Raw genomic sequence first — 17,629 nt, forward strand, 5'->3', positions numbered from 1 at the left:
GTGGTTCTAGGCTGCTTTGACGCGTTTTGAACAGCCGCCGGCGCAGGCTTTCCGCCCGACGCAGAAGTCTCCCTTGGACACGCCCTGCGGCGCAACGCCCGAGGTGTGCAGCGCCGCTTTCACGGCCTGGGCCAGGGTGGCGATGAAAGCGGGCTCCACCCCCACGGCGGGAGTGCGCAGGTAGGGAGCGCAGCCGACCTTGGCGGCCAGTTCGCCGTACTCGAGATCCAGTTCGACCAGGGTCTCGACATGTTCGGAAACGAAGGCGATCGGCACGATCACGGCGCCGACGCCGTCCTTGGCCGCCTGTTCGATGGCCTCGGGCGTGGCCGGACCCAGCCATTTCAGCGGCCCCACCCGGCTCTGATAGCAGATGGCCCAGTCGCTTAGCCCCATGCGGGCGACGACGGCGGCCACGGTGGCCTCGATCTGGGCCTGATAGGGATCGCCCGCCGCAACCAGTTTTTCCGGAATACCGTGGGCCGAGAACAGCACGCGCACGGGTTTGCCTTCGGCACGATCCATCGTCTCGCGGATCAGCCGGGCCTGGGCCTCGACCAGACCCTCGGCGTCGGGATAGCAGCAGACGGCGTGGACCTCGCCCGGCCCCTGATAGGCCTCGCGCCAGGCCTTCAGCGACGAGGCCGTCGTGGTGGTCGAGAACTGCGGATAGAGAGGCAGCAAGACGACATGGTCGGGCTGGAAATACGCCACCGCCCGCGCCGTATCCTCGGTCAGAGGATGCCAGTAGCGCATGGCGATGAAGACCTCGGTCTCGTCCCCCGGCGTCGCGTCGGCCAGAGCCTCAGACAGGGCCGCCGCCTGTTTCAGCGTCTCGGGCAGCAGGGGCGACCCCCCGCCCATCAGGGCGTAGTTGGCCTGGGCCGACTTCTCGCGGCGCGAGGAGATCAGTCGGGCCAGGGGCGTGCGGACGATGCCCGGCAGGCCGATGATGGCCGGGTCGTTGAACAGGTTGAACAGGAAGGGTTTGACCGCGTCAGGCCCGTCCGGTCCGCCGAGATTGGTCAGCACGACCGCCACGCGCCGGTTGGGATGAGTGTTCGCGGCGGCGTCTGCGGTCATTGGGCGCCGATCCGGCGCAGAACCTGTTCGACATGGGCGATGGGCACGTCCGGCAGAATGCCGTGGCCTAGGTTGAAGATCCACGGCCCCTGGCCCCAGGCCTCCATCAGCTGATCGACCCGGCGGTCCAGAGCATCGCCGCCGGCCCGCAGCAACAGCGGATCGAGCGCGCCCTGGATCGGCTTGATGGCTTGAACCCGTTTGCCGACTTCCAGAGGACAGGCGGTGTCCAGCGCCACGCCTTGGACGTCGCAACTGCTCGCATAACGCTCCGCAAGCGCCGCTGAGCCTCTTGGGAAGCCGATGAGCGGCACGGTGACCCCCAGGGCCCGGGCGCGGGCCACCAGCGCCTGGTGAGGCTTCAGGACCAGACTCTCGAACAGATCGTCGGGCAGGCCCTCGGCCCAGCTCTCGAAAATCTTCAGCACCTGGGCGCCGGCGTCCTGCTGCATCTTCAGATAATGGGCCGTGGCCTCGACCAGAACATCGAGCAGGGCCGCGACCTTCTCGGGTTCCGCATAGGCGTAGGTCCGGGCCGTGGCGCGCTCGCCCTTAGCGATCGTGCGGGCTTCACCGTCCAGCATATATGTGGCGACCGTCCAAGGCGCGCCGGCGAACCCGATCAGGGCCCGTTCCGGCTCCAGTTCAGCGCGCACCAGGCTGAGGGTTTGGCCCACCGCCTTCAGGGCTTCCCCCGCCCCGGAAGCCAGCGCCCGCATCGACTCCACCGACGGCAGGGCGCCGAGGCGCGGACCTTCGCCGGCTTCGAACCAGACCTTCTGTCCCAGGGCGCCCGGGATCAGCAGGATGTCGGCGAAGACGATGGCGGCGTCAAAGCCGAACCGGCGCATGGGCTGCAGAGTCGCTTCCGCGGCCATCTCCGGATTGAGGCAGAAGGCGATGAAGTCCGGCGCCTTGGCCCGTAGCGCGCGGTATTCCGGCAGGTAGCGCCCAGCTTGACGCATGAACCACACGGGCGGGCGGGCGAGGGTCTGGCCCTGGAGAGCCTGGATCAGAAGGGGAGTGCTCATGGTCTCGGGCTTTAGGATGCACACCCCCAAGCCTCAATCCCTATTCAAGAATAAGAATTGAGAGAATTGGAGGATGGAAGCAGGGGGCTGAAGTGCGGGGATAGAATCTGCTCGTCCCGTCGATCGACAGGGTTCTCCCCATTTCAGAGCGAACGAATCCAGCGGATCCGTCGATGGGGTGTTCATAACGGGGATAACCGGCTCTGGGCCCGCTGTGACGGGAGTCCGATCTGGGCGCCGTTGTGGGAAAGGCGCCGGGCGCCAAATTTGGATAAGGCGCCTTATCCCCGGGTGAGGATAATTGAACGGCGCCTGTATGAACGACTCCAGGCGCCGTTCGGCAATCGGCGCCCGTGATCCCCGCTCGCGACCGGGACCTGGGCTTGCTAGAGGATTCGGCGCCCAGTCGATGTCGAACGGCGCCCCGGCTTTTGCACAGGCAGCGGGGAAAGAGTCCGACGATATCCGCGCCGGCGACCGAGGATAGGAGACGATCACGCCATGAGCCCCGCCCGCCCGTCCGGATCCTCGCGTCTCGCCACCTATTTCCATGTCCACCTGGTCTCGGACTCGACCGGCGAGACCCTGAACGCCATGGCCAAGGCCGTGATCGCCCGTTTCGACGGCGTCATCCCCATCGAACATATCTACGCCCTGGTCCGCTCGCCCAAACAGATGGAGCGGGTGCTGGAGGAGGTGGCCGGCGCGCCCGGCGTGGTGCTGCACACCCTGGTCGACCGCGAACTGCGCGAACAGTTGGAAGAAGGCTGCCGCCGGCTGCAGACGCCGCAGATCGGCGCCCTGGATCCCCTGGTCGGCGCCCTGTCGGGCTATCTGGGCGCCAACATCTCGACCCGCGTGGGCGCCCAGCACGCGCTGGACCACGGCTATTTCAATCGGATCGGCGCCCTGGACTTCGCCATCGCCCACGACGACGGCCAGGGCACGCTGGAGCAGTTGGAGCACGCCGACGTGGTCCTGTGCGGGGTCAGCCGGACCTCCAAGACCCCGACCTGCATCTATCTGGCCAATCGCGGCATTCGCGCCGCCAATGTGCCGCTGGTGCCGGGCCAGGAAGACGGCGAGCGGCTGACCCAGTTGAAGAACCCGCTGGTCGTGGGTTTGACAGTGTCCCCCGACCGGCTGGTGCAGATCCGCCGTAACCGGCTGGAGGGACTGAACGCTCACCACGCCTCCAACTATGTCGACCACGACGCCGTGCGTGAGGAGACGATCAGGGCGCGACGCGCCTTCGAACGACGCGGCTGGCCGACTATCGATGTGACCCGCCGCTCGGTCGAGGAGACCGCTGCGGCTATCATCAATCTTTTGAGCGAGCGGCGCACGCGCCGCGTGGGGACGGCCTGGTGAAAAACGACGTCGAACGGCTGATTCTGGCCTCCAAGAGCGTGGCGCGACGCGCCGTCCTGACCGACGCGGGCGTGCCCTTCACAGTGCAGGTGGCCGATGTGGACGAAGACGCCCTGAAGATGCCGGGCGTCGATCCGGTCGAACTGGCGGTCGAATTGGCGCGGGCCAAGGCCCTGGCCGTCTCGCGCCACGACGCCGACGCCTGGGTCCTGGGCGCCGATCAGACCCTGGCCTTCGACGGCGGCCTGGTTTCCAAGGCCCCGACGCTGACGGCGGCGCGCGAGGGCCTGATCGCCATGCGCGGTCGCACCCATCAGCTGCATTCCGGCGCGGCCCTGGCCCGCAACGGCCAGGTGGTCTGGTCGGGCGTCGACACGGTCGAGATGAAGATGCGCGACTTCTCCGACGCCTTCCTCGACGCCTATCTGGCGGCCGAGGGCGAGGCGCTGCTGACCTGCGTCGGCTCCTACCGGCTGGAGGGGCTGGGTTCGCAGTTGTTCGAGGCGGTCGAAGGCGATTATTTCACCGTCCTCGGTCTGCCCCTGTGGCCGGTTCTGGCTGAGCTGCGCCGGGCTGGAGTGATCGCGTCGTGACCGCCTCCCCTTCCTTTTGCTCTGGCCGCAACCGCATCACCGGCGCCGCCATGCTGGCCGGCATCGCCGGTCAGCCGGTGGCCCATTCGCTGAGCCCCGTCATCCACAACGCCTGGCTGGAAGCCGGGAATATCGACGGCGCCTATATGCCCTTCGCGCCCAAGGACGCTGCCGGGTTCGACGTTCTGGTCGCCGCCGGCCGCGCCGGCCTGGTCCAGGGACTGAACGTCACCGCCCCCTTCAAGGAACAGGCCTTCGCCCTGGCCGACGAAGCCAGCGCCGCGGCCTGGGCGACCGGCTCGGCCAATATCCTGGTGTTTCAGGACGGCCGGGTGCGCGCCGATAGTTCCGACGGCGTCGGCGTCCTCGTTGCCCTGGCCGAGCAGGCGCCGGGACTGGTCCTGAAAGACGCCGTCGTGGTCATGCTGGGCGCTGGCGGGGCCGCAAGGGCCGGCGCGGGCGCCCTGATCGAGGCGGGGGCGAGCATCCGCATCCTCAACCGCTCGCGCGACCGGGCCGAGGCCCTGGCCGCCGATCTGGGCCCGTCAGTCACAGTGGTCGAAGAGTCTGCGCTGGCCTCGGCCGATCTGGTCATCAACGCCCTCAGCGTTCAGCCGAGCATCGACCTGTCGGCCTTGAAGGCGACCGCCGTGGTCATGGACATGACCTACAAGCCCGTCGTCACGCCTTTCCTCGCGGCGGCCCGAGCGCGGGGCCTGACCACGGTGGACGGACTGGCCATGCTGATCGGCCAGGCGGCGCCCTCGTTTACGGCCCTGTTCCGTCGTCCGCCCCCGCCCCTGGACCTGCGCGCCCTGCTGCTGGCGCATCTGGGGGAAATGGAATGATCGTCCTCGGCCTGACCGGCTCGATCGGCATGGGCAAGTCCACCACGGCCCAGATGTTCGCCGACGAAGGCGCTCTGGTTTGGAACGCCGACGCGGCCGTGCATGACCTCTACGCCCTCGGCGGCGAGGCGGTCGGCCCGGTGGGCGAGGCCTTTCCCGGCGTGGTCGTCGACGGCGCCGTGGACCGCACCCGTCTGGCCGACGCGCTTGGCCGCGACGAGGACGCCTTCCGCCGGCTGGAGGGGATCGTTCATCCGCTGGTAGTGCGGGGCCGCGCCGACGATCTGGCGGCGGCCGAGGCGAACGGCATCAAGCTGGCCGTGCTGGACATCCCCCTGCTGTTCGAAACGGGCGGCGATGCGGCGGTGGACGCCGTGGTCGTGGTCACCGCCGATTCCGAGGTGCAGGCGGCGCGGGTCCTGGCCCGCCCCGGCATGACCCGCGAACGGTTTGACGCCATCCTGGCCCGCCAGACGCCGGACGCCGAGAAGCGCCGCCGCGCCGACTTCCTGGTCGACACGGGCCGGGGGCTGGACGCGGCGCGGGTTCAGGTGCGCGAAATCGTGGGGACAGTCCTCGATCCATCGTGGACGCCGCCGCGCCGGGGCTGAGCCCGCTCTTTCGTCCAGGCGCGGCTTACCCCATTAAGGGGACATGGCCCGCGAAATCGTCCTCGACACCGAAACCACTGGATTCGACCCCAAGACGGGCGACCGCCTGATCGAGGTCGGCTGTATCGAGATCCACGACCTGCTGCCCACCGGCCGGACCTTCCACCGTCTGGTCAATCCCGAGCGGCTGATCCCGCCGGACGCGATCCGGGTCCACGGCATCACCGACGACCAGGTGCGCGACGCGCCCAAGTTCCACGAGATTGCCGCCGACCTGCTGGAGTTCATCGGCGACGCCCCCCTGATCGCCCACAACGCCAACTTCGACCGCAACTTCATCGACTTCGAATACAGCCGCATTGGCCAGAAGCCGCCGCATCAGGAGCGGTGGATCGACACGCTGCAGCTGGCCCAGAAGCGCTTTCCGGGCATGCCCAATTCGCTGGACGCCCTGTGCAAGCGGTTCAAGATCTCGCTGGTCGACCGGGCCCTGCACGGCGCCCTGATCGACTCCCGCCTGCTGGCCGAGGTCTATCTAGAGTTGCGCGGCGGCAAGGAACGGGCGCTGGATCTGACCACGATCCGCAGTCCGCAGGCCACGGCGGCGGCGGCCGCAGTCAGCCATGGCGCGCGACCCAACCCCTTGCCCTATCGTTCGACCGAAGCGGAGCAGGCGGCGCATCTGGCCTTCCTGAAAGCGGCGCTGAAGGATTACAGCCTGTGGGCCGGTTACGGCGTGACCGTCGAGGTCCAGGACGAAGCCGCCGCCTGACGCGCAAAGAAAAACGGCCCGACGCTGTCACGCCGAGCCGTTTTCATTCTCATGCATAGACTGTCGCTCAAGCAGCCCGTCGCCGCGCGACGGGCGTTAGCGACCCTTAATTCATGCCTGGCCGGTTTCGGCCGGGCCGCTGGCGATCTGCTGCTGGCGCGCGACATAGATGGCGGCGAAATCGATCGGGTCGACCATGAAGGGCGGGTAGAAGCCGCCGTCCGAGGTGGCCTGGGCGATGACCTGACGCGCGAAGGGGAAGAGGTAGCGCGGGCACTCGATCAGCAGCATGGGCTCGATGTCCTGCGGGGCGACGCCTTGCAGGGCGAACAGGCCGCCGTAGACGAGTTCCACGTGAAACACCGCGGCCTTGTCCTCGCCCGTGGCCTTGACCGACAGCTTCAGGTCCAACTCGAACAGGCCGTCGGGACGACCGGCGGCGTTCATTTCGACGCCCATGTCGATGGCCGGCTTGCCCTCGATGCGCAGGCTTTCCGGCGCGCGCGGGTTTTCGAAGGACAGGTCGCGGACATATTGCGCCAGAATGCGGAAGCCCGGACCGGCCGGCTGTCCCTGGCCTTCCATCAGCTCGGTCTGGCCGTTGGCGGCGGTGTCGGCGGGGGCGGTGGCGTCGGTCATGAAGAAAGCCGTCAGTCTGAAAACAAGGGACGCCGGACCGCTCCGGGTCCGGGGTGAAGGGCCCGCGACTACCACGGCGAGGCTATTGGCCGCAACGGCGAGACCCGCGTTCTGGACGCCCCTCGCCTTGCGCCCAGCGGGATCGCCCCCTAATCCTCACCATAACAGATGCGCGCCCGTCGCCCCCCCTTGGGCGCGCGCCAATCAGGTGAAGCCCGTGCCCGTGCAATTCCAGATCGTCATGTTCGCCATCGTCGCTGCGGTGCTGCTGTTCACGCTCTACAATGTGCTGGGCAAGAAGGTCGGACGTCAGCCGCAGGAAGACGCCCGCCTGCCTCAGGTCGCGCCCATGGCCGGTCCGACGCCTGCTGCGCTCACGCCTGGCGTGGACGCCGCCACGGCCGCTGCCGTCGCCGGGCTCAAGGCGCGTGACCCAGCCTTCGATCCCGCCCGCTTCCTGGAGGGCGCGCGTCAAGCCTATGAAACTATCGTGCGCGGCTACGCCTCGGGCGACCGCGAGGCCCTGCGCCCCCTTCTGACCCCCGCGGTCATGACCTCGTTCGAGGCGGGCATCGCCGCCCGCGAGGCCCGCGGCGACCGTGAACAGACCGAATTCCTGCATCCGCCGCGCGCCGACCTGGAACTGGCTACGGTCAAGGACGACCGCGCCGTCGCCAAGGTCCGCTTCCTGGCCGAGATGCGCAGCGTCGTGACCCCGGCGTCGGGCGAGGCTGCGACCGCGGAGCGCCGCACCGCCGAGCTGTGGACTTTCGAGCGCGTCCTCGGCGCCGCCGACCCGAACTGGGCTCTGGCTCGCGTCGAGCCGGCCAGCGCCTGATGCCTGTCTCCGCCCTGTCGCCCGTCCTTCCGTTCAGCCGGTCGGGCGCGGCCCGGGCGGGCGTCCTGTCTCTCCTGCTGTTCGCGGCGGCATGCGCCTCGACGCCAGCGGTGACGCCGCGGCTGCCGTCGACAAGGCCGGGGCCGGTTCCGCCGCCGCCCTCGGTCGAGGGGATGAGCCTCGGCGCCCTGCCCGGCTGGGCCGAGGAAGACCATCTGGCGGCTTTCCGCGCCTATGTCGCCGGCTGCGGCCGGCTCAGGGACAGCGCGGCCGCCGCCGTCTGTGCCCGCGCCCGCAATCTGGCCTCCAGCCGGCTTTCGCCCAGCGACGCCCGCGCCTTCCTCGAAACGAATTTCGTCGCCGCCGAGGCCCGCACCGATGATGGCCGGGCGGGTCTGCTGACCGCCTATTTCGCGCCTGAGTATCCGGCGCGCCGGACGCCGGACGCCGAGTTCGACGCCCCCGTCCTCAGCCGCCCGGCCAACCTGTCCGACGTCGGCGACCGCAGCATGATCGAGTTGGGATCGGCTCAGTCGTCGGCCCTGGCCTGGATGCGGGCCGAGGATCTCTTCTTCCTGCAGATTCAGGGCTCGGGGACGCTGACCTTCCCAGACGGCGCCCGGCTTCGCGCGGCCTATGCCGCCGACAATGGCAAGCCCTTCGTCGGCATCGCCCGGCCGATGGCCGAGCGCGGCCTGCTGCCCCAGAATGGAACCTCCGGCGACGCCATTCGCGGCTGGCTGTCCGCCCATCGCGGGGCCGAGGCCCGTGCGGTGATGGCGCTGAACCCGCGCTACATCTTCTTCGCCGTCAGTCCCGACGACGGCGCCGAGGCGACCGGCGCGGCCGGCGTGCCCCTGCCCGCGCGCCGCTCCGTGGCGGTGGACCCCTCGCGCTGGACCTATGGCGACGCGGTTTGGATCGAGGCCGACGGCGGCAATCTGGTGGGCGCCCGCGCCAGCTATCGCGGCCTGGTCATGGCCCTGGACACCGGCTCGGCCATCCGCGGCCCCGTCCGCGCCGACCTCTATATCGGTCGAGGCGACGCAGCCGGCGCCGAAGCGGGCGCCGTGCGGCACCCGCTTCGCATGTGGCGGCTGATCCCGAGGGGCTGAGCGGCGGACCCTTCGACGCGCCGGGGTGAACAGCGCCGGTTGGCCACGATCGCCGCGAGCGGTAGAATCCCTTGGTTTCAAGGGAGGGACGCGATGGGCGCGCTCGTTTACGCCACCGTGGGATCGAACCGGATGGACGACGCCAAGGCGTTTTACGACGCCCTGCTGGGTTCGGCCGGGATCTGGCCCGTCTTCGAGCATCCTTCTGGGGGGCGGGTGTATGGCGCGAACCGCACCCCCAATTTCGCCGTTCTGGGTCCGCATGACGGCCAGCCGGCGTCCGTCGGCAACGGCTCGATGTTCGCCTTCGGCTTCGATACCCGCGAAGAGGTCGACGCCTTCCACGCCAGGGCGTTGGAGCTAGGCGGCGCCTGTGCGGGCGTTCCAGGCCTTCGAGGCCCGGGTCTATGGTTCAGCTATTTCCGCGACCTCGACGGGAACAAGCTCTGCGCCTTCTGCATGGGGTGACCGGCGCCGCCCTGTCCGCACTTTATCCCCGCTTCAGGCTGCCCAGCAGGCCGCGCATCAGTTCGCGGGTGATGGTCGTGCCGGCGGTGCGCAGGACGGAGGTGGTCAGGGCCTCCATCGGGGTCTGGCGGCTGGAGGCGGCGCGGGCGCGCGGGGCGGCGGGCGCGCGGGGCGTGGCGCGGGCGGCCTTTTCAGCGGCCTTGGCGTCGGCGGCGTCGGTCTGGGCCTGGGCGTTGATGCGGTCAGTCTGAGCCTGACGGGCGGCCAGGACTTCCTCGGCGGACTCGCGGTTGACCATGGTGTCGTAGACGCCGCGTACGGGGCTGGCGGCCATGACGGCGGCGCGTTCGGCGTCGGTGGCGGGGCCCAGGCGCGAGTCCGGCGGGCGGATCCTGGTCTGGGCCACGATGTTGGGCGCGCCCTTGTCGTCCAGGGTCGAGACCAGGGCCTCGCCCACCCCCAGTCCCTGGATGGCCGTGGCCGTGTCGAAGGCGGGGTTGGGGCGGAAGCTCTGGGCTGCGGCGCGCAGCCCCTTCTGCTCGGCGGGGGTGTAGGCGCGCAGGGCGTGCTGCACCCGGTTGCCCAGCTGGGCCAGGACATTGTCGGGAATATCGGCCGGGTTCTGGGTGACGAAATAGACGCCGACGCCCTTGGAGCGGATCAGCCGCACCACCTGCTCGACCTTTTCCAGCAGGGCCTTGGGCGCGTCGTCGAACAGCAGGTGGGCCTCGTCGAAGAAGAAGACCAGGCGCGGCTTATCCGGGTCGCCGATCTCGGGCAGTTGTTCGAACAGTTCCGACATCAGCCACAGCAGGAAGGCGGCGTACAGGCGCGGGCTGTTCATCAGCTTGTCCGCCGCCAGCACATTGACCTGACCGCGACCGTCCAGGCCGGTGCGCATCAGGTCTTCCAGTCGCAGGGCCGGTTCGCCGAAGAAGGCTGTTCCGCCCTGTTGTTCCAATTGCAGAAGGGCGCGCTGGATGGTGGCGACCGAGGCGGGCGAGACGGCGCCGACCTCGCGGCCGATGGTCGTGGAGTTCTCGCTGACATAGGTCATCAGGCTGCGCAGGTCCTCGAGGTCCAGTAGCAGCAACCCCTCCTTGTCGGCGACGTGGAAGGCGACGGTCAGCACGCCTTCCTGCACGTCGTTGAGCTCCAGCATCCGGGCCATCAGCACGGGGCCGATGTCGGTGACGGTGGCGCGCACGGGGTGTCCCTTGACGCCGTACAGGTCCCAGAAAACGACCGGGGCCGCCTTGCCGGTAAGGGTCAGGCCCATCTTGCCGGCGCGATCAGAGAATTTCGCGACATCGCCCGGCTGGCTGATCCCGGACAGGTCGCCCTTCACATCGGCGCAGAAGACAGGCACCCCCGCGTCCGAAAAGCCCTGGGCCATGATCTGCAGGGTCACCGTCTTGCCCGTGCCGGTGGTCCCGGCCACGACGCCGTGGCGGTTGGCGCGGTTGAGCAGCAGATTTTCCGGGGCGCCTTCGAAGGACTGGCCCAGGAAAAGGGCGGCGGGGGCGTCGGTCATGCATGACTCTCCAGCGTGCCCCCGAACATGCTGATCTCATATGGGCCGGGCTGCAAGACGGAACCGCAACAGCTTCCGGCGATTGACGCTGTCCCCGCCGCCCTCGACAGTCACGCTCATGAAGCTGCCCATTTCGGTTCCGACCTCCTCGGTTGCGCGCAACGCCCTGGTCCTGATCGCCGTCGTGGCGAGCGGGGCGGCGCTCTACTGGCTGAGGGACATCCTGACCCCCCTGGCGATGGCCCTCTTCCTGATGATCATGATCGACGGGGTGAAACGGGCCATCGAGCATCGCACCCCGGTGCCGTCCCGCTTCGCCGGGGCGGCGGCCCTGATCGTGGTGGTGCTGGGTTTCCTGTTGTCGATCTGGATCATCGTCGACGGGGCGGCCGGCTTCTTCACCGACGCCTCGGGCGTTTCGGCTCATATCGGGCCGCGTCTCGACCAGATCATCAGCGACGCGTGGGGTCTGTTCCACGTCAGAAACCCGCCGACGCTGAACGAACTGATCGCGGACATCGACCTGCGCGGCGGGCTGACCAGCGCGGCCCTCCAGGCCCAGGGCGTCGCCTCGGGCGCCTTCTTCGTCATGGTCTATCTGGGCTTCCTCCTGGCGTCGCAGGCGGGGTTCAGAAAGAAGGTCGTCGCCATGTTCCCCGACCGCGGGGTCCGCCGCGAGGCGCTGGAGGTGTTCAACCGGGTGCGGGGCGGAATCGAGGGCTATCTGTGGGTCCAGGCCGTCACCGGGGCCATGATCGGCGTCGTCGCCTGGGTCATGATGCGGGCGGTAGGGCTTCAACACGCCGAGTTCTGGGCCTTCGTCATCTTCATCGTCAGCTTCATCCCCGTGCTGGGCGGGGTGATCGCCGGCTGCGCCCCGCCGCTGTTCGCCCTGGTTCAGTTCGAGAGCTACTGGCCGGCCCTGATTCTTTTTATCGGTCTGCAGACCCTGCTGTTCATCGTGGGCAATCTGATCCTGCCGCGGATGCAGGGTGAAAATCAGAACATTGATCCGGTCGTGGTCCTGTTGGCCCTGGCCCTGTGGGGCAAGATGTGGGGCGTGCCGGGCATGTTCCTGTCGACGCCCCTGGCGGTCATCGCCATGGCGGTTCTGGCCGAGTTCCAGGGATCGCGCTGGATGGCGGTGCTGCTGTCGGGCGACGGCGAACCCTATGCCCCGCGCAACGCCGACGCGGCCGCACCGACCGACGGCTGGCTCAAACGGTTGCTGAGGCGCGGCAAGCGGTCGCACGAAAAAGGCGCGGACGAAGACTGACCCTGCCCTTGATCCGCCATATCTCGCGACTATCTGTTCAATCAGACGACGCGGCCTCCCCTCCCCCTCCCGGCCGCGAAGTCCAGAGGACCGGCGCTCCCTCCCCCTCCTGCGCCGGACCCGAGCAGGCCGTCGAGCGTTCGCGCTCGGCGGCCTTGTTCGTTGGGGCTCTGTTGAACCGTTGCGCGGTCGATTTGGGCGAAATTGGGGCATTTGTTGTCGTCAATATGGCCCTGTCTGCGAGAAATCACTCAACAGTGGGCCTCCGGCGCAACATGGTGCGCTGCACACTGAAATTCAGGGCGTTCGCGGCCTCGGGCGGCCTAGCCAGTTTCGCCAGTCACGCTAAGGTGGCGCGGTCAAATCCCTGCGGCCTCAGGCCGTGCTGTCCGAGACTACATCATGTCCGCCGCTCCGCGCACAGTTTCCGCCACGCCAGCTACTCTGGAGGCGCTGGAAGCAGCCTATGCGCGGATTGTCGATGGCCCGCCGGGCGCGGCGGAAAAGTCCTTCCTGGCTCAGGCCTTCGACGACTACGCCGCTGACGAGACGCCCGAACTGGGCGGCGACGACCTGGCCGCCCTGCTGGCCCTGGTCTGGCGTTCGGCCAAGGCGCGCCAGGCCGGCGAACCGGCCCGCGTCACGGTCGGTCCCCTGGCCGGCGCCGACGGCGCTCCGACGGGCTATGACAGCGTCCTGATCCTGCAGGACGACGCCCCCTTCCTGGTCGACAGCGTCTTGGGCGAACTGGCCGATGCCGGCGTCACCGTGCGCGCCCTCTTCCACCCCATCGCCGAGATCGAGGCCGGACGTCGCGACTCGCTGATCATCGTCGTCGTCGATCCCCTGCCGCAGGAGCGTCGCGACGCCCTGGGCGAAGGCTTGGCCCAGGCTCTGGCCGACGTGCGCGCCGCCGTGACCGATCACGCCGCCATGGTCCAGTCGATGAAGGATGCGGTCGAACAACTGGAAGCCGCCCCCCCCGCCGCCGTCGACCCCGCCGTTCTGGAAGAGAACATCGCCTTCCTGCGCTGGGCCAAGAGCGATCACTTCGTCTTCCTCGGCGCCCGCGACTACGCCTATCCGCGCAGCGCCGATGGCGGCTATGCTCCCGAGGCCCCGCTGGAGGTGTCCGCTCAGGGGCTCGGCGTTCTGGGCGACCCCGAGCGCCGCGTCCTGCGCCGCGCCTCCGAGCCGGCGGTCCTGACCAAGGCCATGCAGCGTCAGCTGGACCTCAGCGAACCGGTGACGGTGGCCAAGGCCAACATCCGCTCGCGCGTCCATCGCCGCGCCTACATGGACTACGTCGGCGTCAAGCGTTACGGCGCGGACGGCAAGGCCTCGGGCGAGACCCGTTTCGTCGGCCTGTTCACCGCCGAAGCCTATGACAAGATGGCCAAGGAGGTGCCGCTGATCCGGCGCAAGGTGGCCAATGCTCTGGAACGGGCTGGCAAGGCCCCGGGCAGCCACAACTACAAGCGCCTGAAGAACATCCTCGAGAACTATCCGCGCGACGAGCTGTTCCAGATCAGCGAAGACGAGCTGCTGGAGACGGCGCTGGGCGTCCTGCACCTGTACGACCGTCCGCGCATCCGCCTGTTCACCCGCCGCGATCCGTTCGACCGGTTCGTCTCGGTCCTCTGCTTCATCCCGCGCGAACGCTTCGACGCCTCGGTGCGCGAACGCATCGGCGGCATCCTGGCCAAGGCCTGGGGCGGCCGGGTCTCGGCCTGGTATCCCCAGTTGTCAGACCAGCCGCTGACGCGGGTCCACTACATCATCGGCGTCGAACCTGGCGCTCACCTGGAGCCCGACGCCAGGGCGCTGGAGGCCGAGGTGGCCGAGGCCGGCCGCAGCTGGATCGACCGCTTCGAGAGCGCCCTGCGCGCCGCCGAGGTGGACGAGGTCGCCGTCGGCCCGACCAGCGCCAAATGGGCCGAGGGCTTCGGCGTCGCCTATCGCGACCGCTACGACGCCGCGGAGGCGGTGGCCGATCTGGAGCAGTTCGACCGTCTGAACGACGGTTCGGCCGGCGACGGCGAGCCGGTGGCGGTTCGCGCCTTCCGCACGGCCGACGAGACCTCGCTGCAGTTCCGCTTCAAGCTCTACCGTCGGGGCTCGGCTGTGCCGCTGTCCGACGTTCTGCCCATCCTGGCCGACATGGGCCTGAAGACCCTGGAGGAATCGGACCACGTCGTCCGTTCGGTCGGCGACGACCCGATCTTCATCCATGACTTCCTGCTGGAAGACCCGCGCGGCGACAGCCTGATCTTCGCCGACATCAAGGCCCCGTTCGAGGCCGCCTTCTCGGCGGTCTGGAGCGGCCGCACGGAAAGCGACGGCTTCAACCGTCTGGTGCTGGAACTGGGCGTGGACTGGCGCGAGGCGGCCCTGATCCGCACCCTGGCCCGCTATCGTCAGCAGACCGGCCTCGACCCGTCGCAGGCGGTTCAGGAAGCGGCCCTGCGCGAATATCCGACGGTGGCGCGCGCCATCCTGTCGCTGTTCAAGGCCAAGTTCGATCCGGCCCAGGGCGGCTCGGTCGAGGCGCGCGAAGCCCTGGTCGCGGAGCTGAACGACAAGATCGTCGCCCTGCTGCAGGACGTGAAGAGCCTGGATCACGACCGGGTGCTGCGCCGCATCGCCCTGCTGATCGGCGCGATCAAGCGCACCAACTACTATCAGGTCGACGCCGAGGGCCGCGCCAAGCCGCACATCTCGATCAAGATCGCTTCGCGCGAGCTTGAGGACCTGCCCCTGCCCAAACCCTTCCGCGAAATCTTCGTCTGGGCGCCGCACATCGAGGGCGTCCACCTGCGCTTCGGCCCGGTGGCGCGCGGCGGCCTGCGCTGGTCGGATCGTCGCGACGACTTCCGCACCGAAGTCCTGGGTCTGGTGAAGGCCCAGCAGGTCAAGAACTCGGTTATCGTCCCGGTCGGCTCCAAGGGCGGTTTCTATCCCAAGCAACTGCCGATCGGCGGCGACCGCGACGCGGTCCAGGCCGAGGCCATCCGCGCCTACAAGACCTTCCTCTCGGGTCTGCTGGACATCACCGACAACATCGTCGGCGACGCCGCCCCGGTGCGCCCGGCCAATGTCGTGGCCTGGGAAGGCGACGATCCCTACCTGGTCGTGGCCGCCGACAAGGGCACGGCGACCTTCTCGGACATCGCCAACGGCGTGTCGCAGTCCTACGGCTTCTGGCTGGACGACGCCTTCGCGTCGGGCGGCTCGGCGGGCTACGACCACAAGGAAATGGGCATCACGGCGCGCGGCGCCTGGGAGGCGGTCAAGCGCCACTTCCGCGAGATGGGCAAGGACATCCAATCCGAGCCCTTCACCGTGGTCGGCGTCGGCGACATGTCGGGCGACGTCTTCGGCAACGGCATGCTGCTGTCCAAGGCGACCAAGCTGGTCGCGGCCTTCGATCACCGCGACATCTTCATCGACCCGAACCCGGATCCGGCCAAGTCGTGGGCGGAGCGCAAGCGCCTGTTCGAAACCCCGCGCACCAGCTGGCAGGACTATGACAAGAGCCTGATCTCGGAAGGCGGCGGCGTCTTCTCGCGCTCGGCCAAGACCGTCACCCTGACACCCCAGATCAAGGCCCTGCTGGACATCGAGGCCGACACCGTCGACCCGACCACCCTAATGCAGGCCATCCTGAAGGCGCGGGCCGAGCTGCTCTACTTCGGCGGCATCGGCACCTACATCAAGGGCGCGGGCGAGACCAACGCCCAGGCCGGCGACAAGGCCAACGACGCCATCCGCATCAACGGCGGCGACGTGCGGGCTCTGGTCATCGGCGAAGGCGCCAACCTGGGCATGACCCAGTTGGGCCGGATCGAGTCGGCGCGCGCCGGCGCTCGCATCAACACCGACGCCATCGACAACTCGGCGGGCGTGGACTCGTCCGACCATGAGGTGAACATCAAGATCCTCACCGGCGGCGCCATCGCCTCGGGCCATCTCAAGGCCGAGGACCGCAACGCCCTGCTGAAGTCGATGACCGACGAGGTCGGCGAAAAGGTCCTGGCGCACAACTACGACCAGACCCTGGCCCTGACCCTGCAACAGGCCGAGGGCGCCGAGGCGCTCGACGCTCAGCAGGCCTTCATGCAGCACCTGACGGCCCTGGGTAAGCTGAACCGCGCGGTCGAATACTTGCCCGACGACGCCCGCATGGCCGAGATGAAGCTGCAGGGCACGGCTCTGACCCGTCCCGAACTGGCGGTGCTGACGGCCTATTCCAAGCTGGAGCTGTTCGACGAGATCGTCGGCTCCTCGGCGCCCGACGACGCCTTCTTCGAGCGCCTGCTGGTCCACTACTTCCCGGCTCCGCTGGCGAAGTTCGAAGAGGACATGAAGGGCCACCGCCTGCGTCGCGACATCATCGCCACGGTGCTGTCGAACGAGATCGTCAACATGGCCGGGCCGACCTTCCCCGACCGCCTGCGGGCGGCAGCGGAATGCGACACCGCCGCCATGGTCACGGCCTTCGAGACGGCGCGTCAGGTGTTCCGCCTGGATCAGGCCTGGAAGGCTGTCTCGGCCTTGGACCTGAAGATCCCGGCAGAGGCCCAGACGGCCCTCTATCGCGAGATCGCCCTGGTTCTGCGTCGCCAGACCTACTGGCTGGCCCGCCGCGCCGCCCGCACCGAGACCACGGTCGGCGGCATGATCGCCGCCTATCAACCGGCCGCCGACGCCCTGCGCGCCGCTGGCCCCGCCGTGCTGTCGCGCTTCGAACAGCAGCGGTTCGAGAGCCGGGTTCAGACCTTCGTCGGTCTGGGCGCGCCGGAAGATCTGGCGCGCGACATCGCCCTGCTGCGGCCCATGGTGGCCACGGCCGACATCGGCGATCTGGCCAATGAACTGGGCTGGAACGCGCCGGCGGTGGCGGGGCTCTATCACCAGGTCGGCGCCGCCTTCGACTTCGACCGCCTGCGCGTGGCGGCGGGCTCCATCTCGTCGGGCGATCACTTCGATCGTCTGGCCGTGCGTCGTCTGATCCAGGACCTGATGGCCGAGCAGCAGCAACTGACCCGCGCCGTGGCCCAGGCTTCGGCCGAGGCGGCGGGCGCGAGCGAGGAAGGCGCACAACAGGCGGTCGACGCCTGGATCGGCGCCCGGATGGGTCAGGTCGAATCCTTGCGCGGCTCGGTCGACGAGATCGAGGCTTCGGGCACGGGCTGGACCTTCGCCAAGCTGACCATCGCCAACGGCGCCATTCGCGAAGTGCTGGGAAGCTAACGCTTCCCAGGGCGCTACGCTCGCGACGCGGTCGCTCGCTTCTTGAGCGCTTCTTAGTGCGCTAACGCGCGACTCGCGGAGCCTCGCTGCATGAACGCGGCGCGATTTCGGTGTTTGTTCAGGGCCCGCTCGTTTCGTCGTTCTCGGCGAGGCGGGCGGGCCTTGGCGTTTGGGGCGGCTTCGGGCTAGGTGGTCGC

General features: G+C 68.7%; 14 protein-coding genes. 10 read left to right on the forward strand and 4 right to left on the reverse strand.

Annotated features, from left to right (window positions below):
• Positions 1–6: 6 nt before the first annotated feature.
• Positions 7–1,083: a ferrochelatase gene (gene hemH / locus AC1DJ5_RS11385; protein WP_477020655.1), complete on the reverse strand. Its 1,077-nt coding sequence runs from the start codon at positions 1,081–1,083 to the stop codon at positions 7–9.
• Positions 1,080–2,114, reverse strand: a complete 1,035-nt coding sequence (hemE, locus tag AC1DJ5_RS11390) for a uroporphyrinogen decarboxylase (RefSeq protein WP_477020656.1) — start codon at positions 2,112–2,114, stop codon at positions 1,080–1,082. Before hemE ends, hemH begins: the two co-directional genes overlap by 4 nt.
• A 501-nt stretch (positions 2,115–2,615) precedes the next feature.
• Here hemE and AC1DJ5_RS11395 point away from each other — a divergent pair.
• The 5 genes from AC1DJ5_RS11395 to dnaQ are packed head-to-tail and all read left to right on the forward strand — an operon-like array spanning position 2,616 to position 6,309.
• Positions 2,616–3,485, forward strand: a complete 870-nt coding sequence (locus AC1DJ5_RS11395; RefSeq protein ID WP_441455207.1) for a pyruvate, water dikinase regulatory protein — start codon at positions 2,616–2,618, stop codon at positions 3,483–3,485.
• Positions 3,482–4,078 carry a Maf family protein gene (locus tag AC1DJ5_RS11400; protein WP_477020657.1) on the forward strand — a complete coding sequence of 199 codons (597 nt, stop codon included), beginning with the start codon at positions 3,482–3,484 and terminating at the stop codon, positions 4,076–4,078. The genes AC1DJ5_RS11395 and AC1DJ5_RS11400 overlap by 4 nt, the downstream gene beginning before the upstream one ends.
• Before the next feature lie 50 nt (positions 4,079–4,128).
• The gene (locus tag AC1DJ5_RS11405; protein ID WP_441455293.1) at positions 4,129–4,926 is read left to right on the forward strand and encodes a shikimate dehydrogenase family protein; all 798 of its coding nucleotides are present in this window, start codon (positions 4,129–4,131) and stop codon (positions 4,924–4,926) included.
• Complete coding sequence (gene coaE, locus AC1DJ5_RS11410) at positions 4,923–5,537, forward strand: dephospho-CoA kinase (protein ID WP_477020658.1); 615 nt, start codon at positions 4,923–4,925, stop codon at positions 5,535–5,537. Before AC1DJ5_RS11405 ends, coaE begins: the two co-directional genes overlap by 4 nt.
• Before the next feature lie 43 nt (positions 5,538–5,580).
• Complete coding sequence (gene dnaQ, locus AC1DJ5_RS11415) at positions 5,581–6,309, forward strand: DNA polymerase III subunit epsilon (protein ID WP_441455210.1); 729 nt, start codon at positions 5,581–5,583, stop codon at positions 6,307–6,309.
• A 111-nt stretch (positions 6,310–6,420) separates the two neighbouring features.
• On the opposite strand, the gene secB is transcribed toward dnaQ, so the two are convergent.
• Complete coding sequence (secB, locus tag AC1DJ5_RS11420; RefSeq protein WP_441455211.1) at positions 6,421–6,948, reverse strand: protein-export chaperone SecB; 528 nt, start codon at positions 6,946–6,948, stop codon at positions 6,421–6,423.
• Positions 6,949–7,171: 223 nt separating this feature from the next.
• On the opposite strand from secB, the gene timA reads away from it, so the two are divergent.
• From timA to AC1DJ5_RS11435, 3 genes are all read left to right on the forward strand, one after another.
• Positions 7,172–7,786: a TIM44-related membrane protein TimA gene (gene timA / locus AC1DJ5_RS11425; protein WP_441455294.1), complete on the forward strand. Its 615-nt coding sequence runs from the start codon at positions 7,172–7,174 to the stop codon at positions 7,784–7,786.
• Positions 7,786–8,901, forward strand: coding sequence for an MltA domain-containing protein (locus tag AC1DJ5_RS11430; RefSeq protein ID WP_477020659.1), 1,116 nt, complete (start codon positions 7,786–7,788; stop codon positions 8,899–8,901). Before timA ends, AC1DJ5_RS11430 begins: the two co-directional genes overlap by 1 nt.
• A 93-nt stretch (positions 8,902–8,994) precedes the next feature.
• Entirely contained in the window at positions 8,995–9,369 is a 375-nt protein-coding gene (locus AC1DJ5_RS11435; protein ID WP_477020660.1) for a VOC family protein, read from the forward strand.
• Between the two features lie 22 nt (positions 9,370–9,391).
• On the opposite strand, the gene AC1DJ5_RS11440 is transcribed toward AC1DJ5_RS11435, so the two are convergent.
• A complete protein-coding gene (locus AC1DJ5_RS11440; protein WP_477020661.1) occupies positions 9,392–10,903 on the reverse strand; it encodes a helicase HerA-like domain-containing protein in 1,512 nt (503 codons plus the stop codon).
• A 118-nt stretch (positions 10,904–11,021) separates the two neighbouring features.
• Between AC1DJ5_RS11440 and AC1DJ5_RS11445 the strand changes: the two genes are divergently transcribed.
• Both AC1DJ5_RS11445 and AC1DJ5_RS11450 read left to right on the forward strand, forming a co-directional pair.
• Positions 11,022–12,179 (forward strand): AI-2E family transporter, encoded by a 1,158-nt coding sequence (locus AC1DJ5_RS11445; RefSeq protein ID WP_477020662.1) that lies wholly within the window; start codon positions 11,022–11,024, stop codon positions 12,177–12,179.
• Between the two features lie 402 nt (positions 12,180–12,581).
• Positions 12,582–17,432, forward strand: coding sequence for an NAD-glutamate dehydrogenase (locus AC1DJ5_RS11450; RefSeq protein WP_477020663.1), 4,851 nt, complete (start codon positions 12,582–12,584; stop codon positions 17,430–17,432).
• Positions 17,433–17,629 lie beyond the last annotated feature (197 nt).

It is taken from the genome of Brevundimonas sp. 01N35, from assembly GCF_056399785.1.

Coding starts and splice junctions, on each gene's coding strand:
- hemH (WP_477020655.1), bottom strand. CDS start 1,083: ATGACCGCAGACGCCGCCGCGAACACTCATCCCAACCGGCGCGTGGCG.
- hemE (WP_477020656.1), bottom strand. CDS start 2,114: ATGAGCACTCCCCTTCTGATCCAGGCTCTCCAGGGCCAGACCCTCGCC.
- AC1DJ5_RS11395 (WP_441455207.1), top strand. CDS start 2,616: ATGAGCCCCGCCCGCCCGTCCGGATCCTCGCGTCTCGCCACCTATTTC.
- AC1DJ5_RS11405 (WP_441455293.1), top strand. CDS start 4,129: ATGCTGGCCGGCATCGCCGGTCAGCCGGTGGCCCATTCGCTGAGCCCC.
- coaE (WP_477020658.1), top strand. CDS start 4,923: ATGATCGTCCTCGGCCTGACCGGCTCGATCGGCATGGGCAAGTCCACC.
- dnaQ (WP_441455210.1), top strand. CDS start 5,581: ATGGCCCGCGAAATCGTCCTCGACACCGAAACCACTGGATTCGACCCC.
- secB (WP_441455211.1), bottom strand. CDS start 6,948: ATGACCGACGCCACCGCCCCCGCCGACACCGCCGCCAACGGCCAGACC.
- AC1DJ5_RS11430 (WP_477020659.1), top strand. CDS start 7,786: ATGCCTGTCTCCGCCCTGTCGCCCGTCCTTCCGTTCAGCCGGTCGGGC.
- AC1DJ5_RS11435 (WP_477020660.1), top strand. CDS start 8,995: ATGGGCGCGCTCGTTTACGCCACCGTGGGATCGAACCGGATGGACGAC.
- AC1DJ5_RS11440 (WP_477020661.1), bottom strand. CDS start 10,903: ATGACCGACGCCCCCGCCGCCCTTTTCCTGGGCCAGTCCTTCGAAGGC.
- AC1DJ5_RS11445 (WP_477020662.1), top strand. CDS start 11,022: ATGAAGCTGCCCATTTCGGTTCCGACCTCCTCGGTTGCGCGCAACGCC.
- AC1DJ5_RS11450 (WP_477020663.1), top strand. CDS start 12,582: ATGTCCGCCGCTCCGCGCACAGTTTCCGCCACGCCAGCTACTCTGGAG.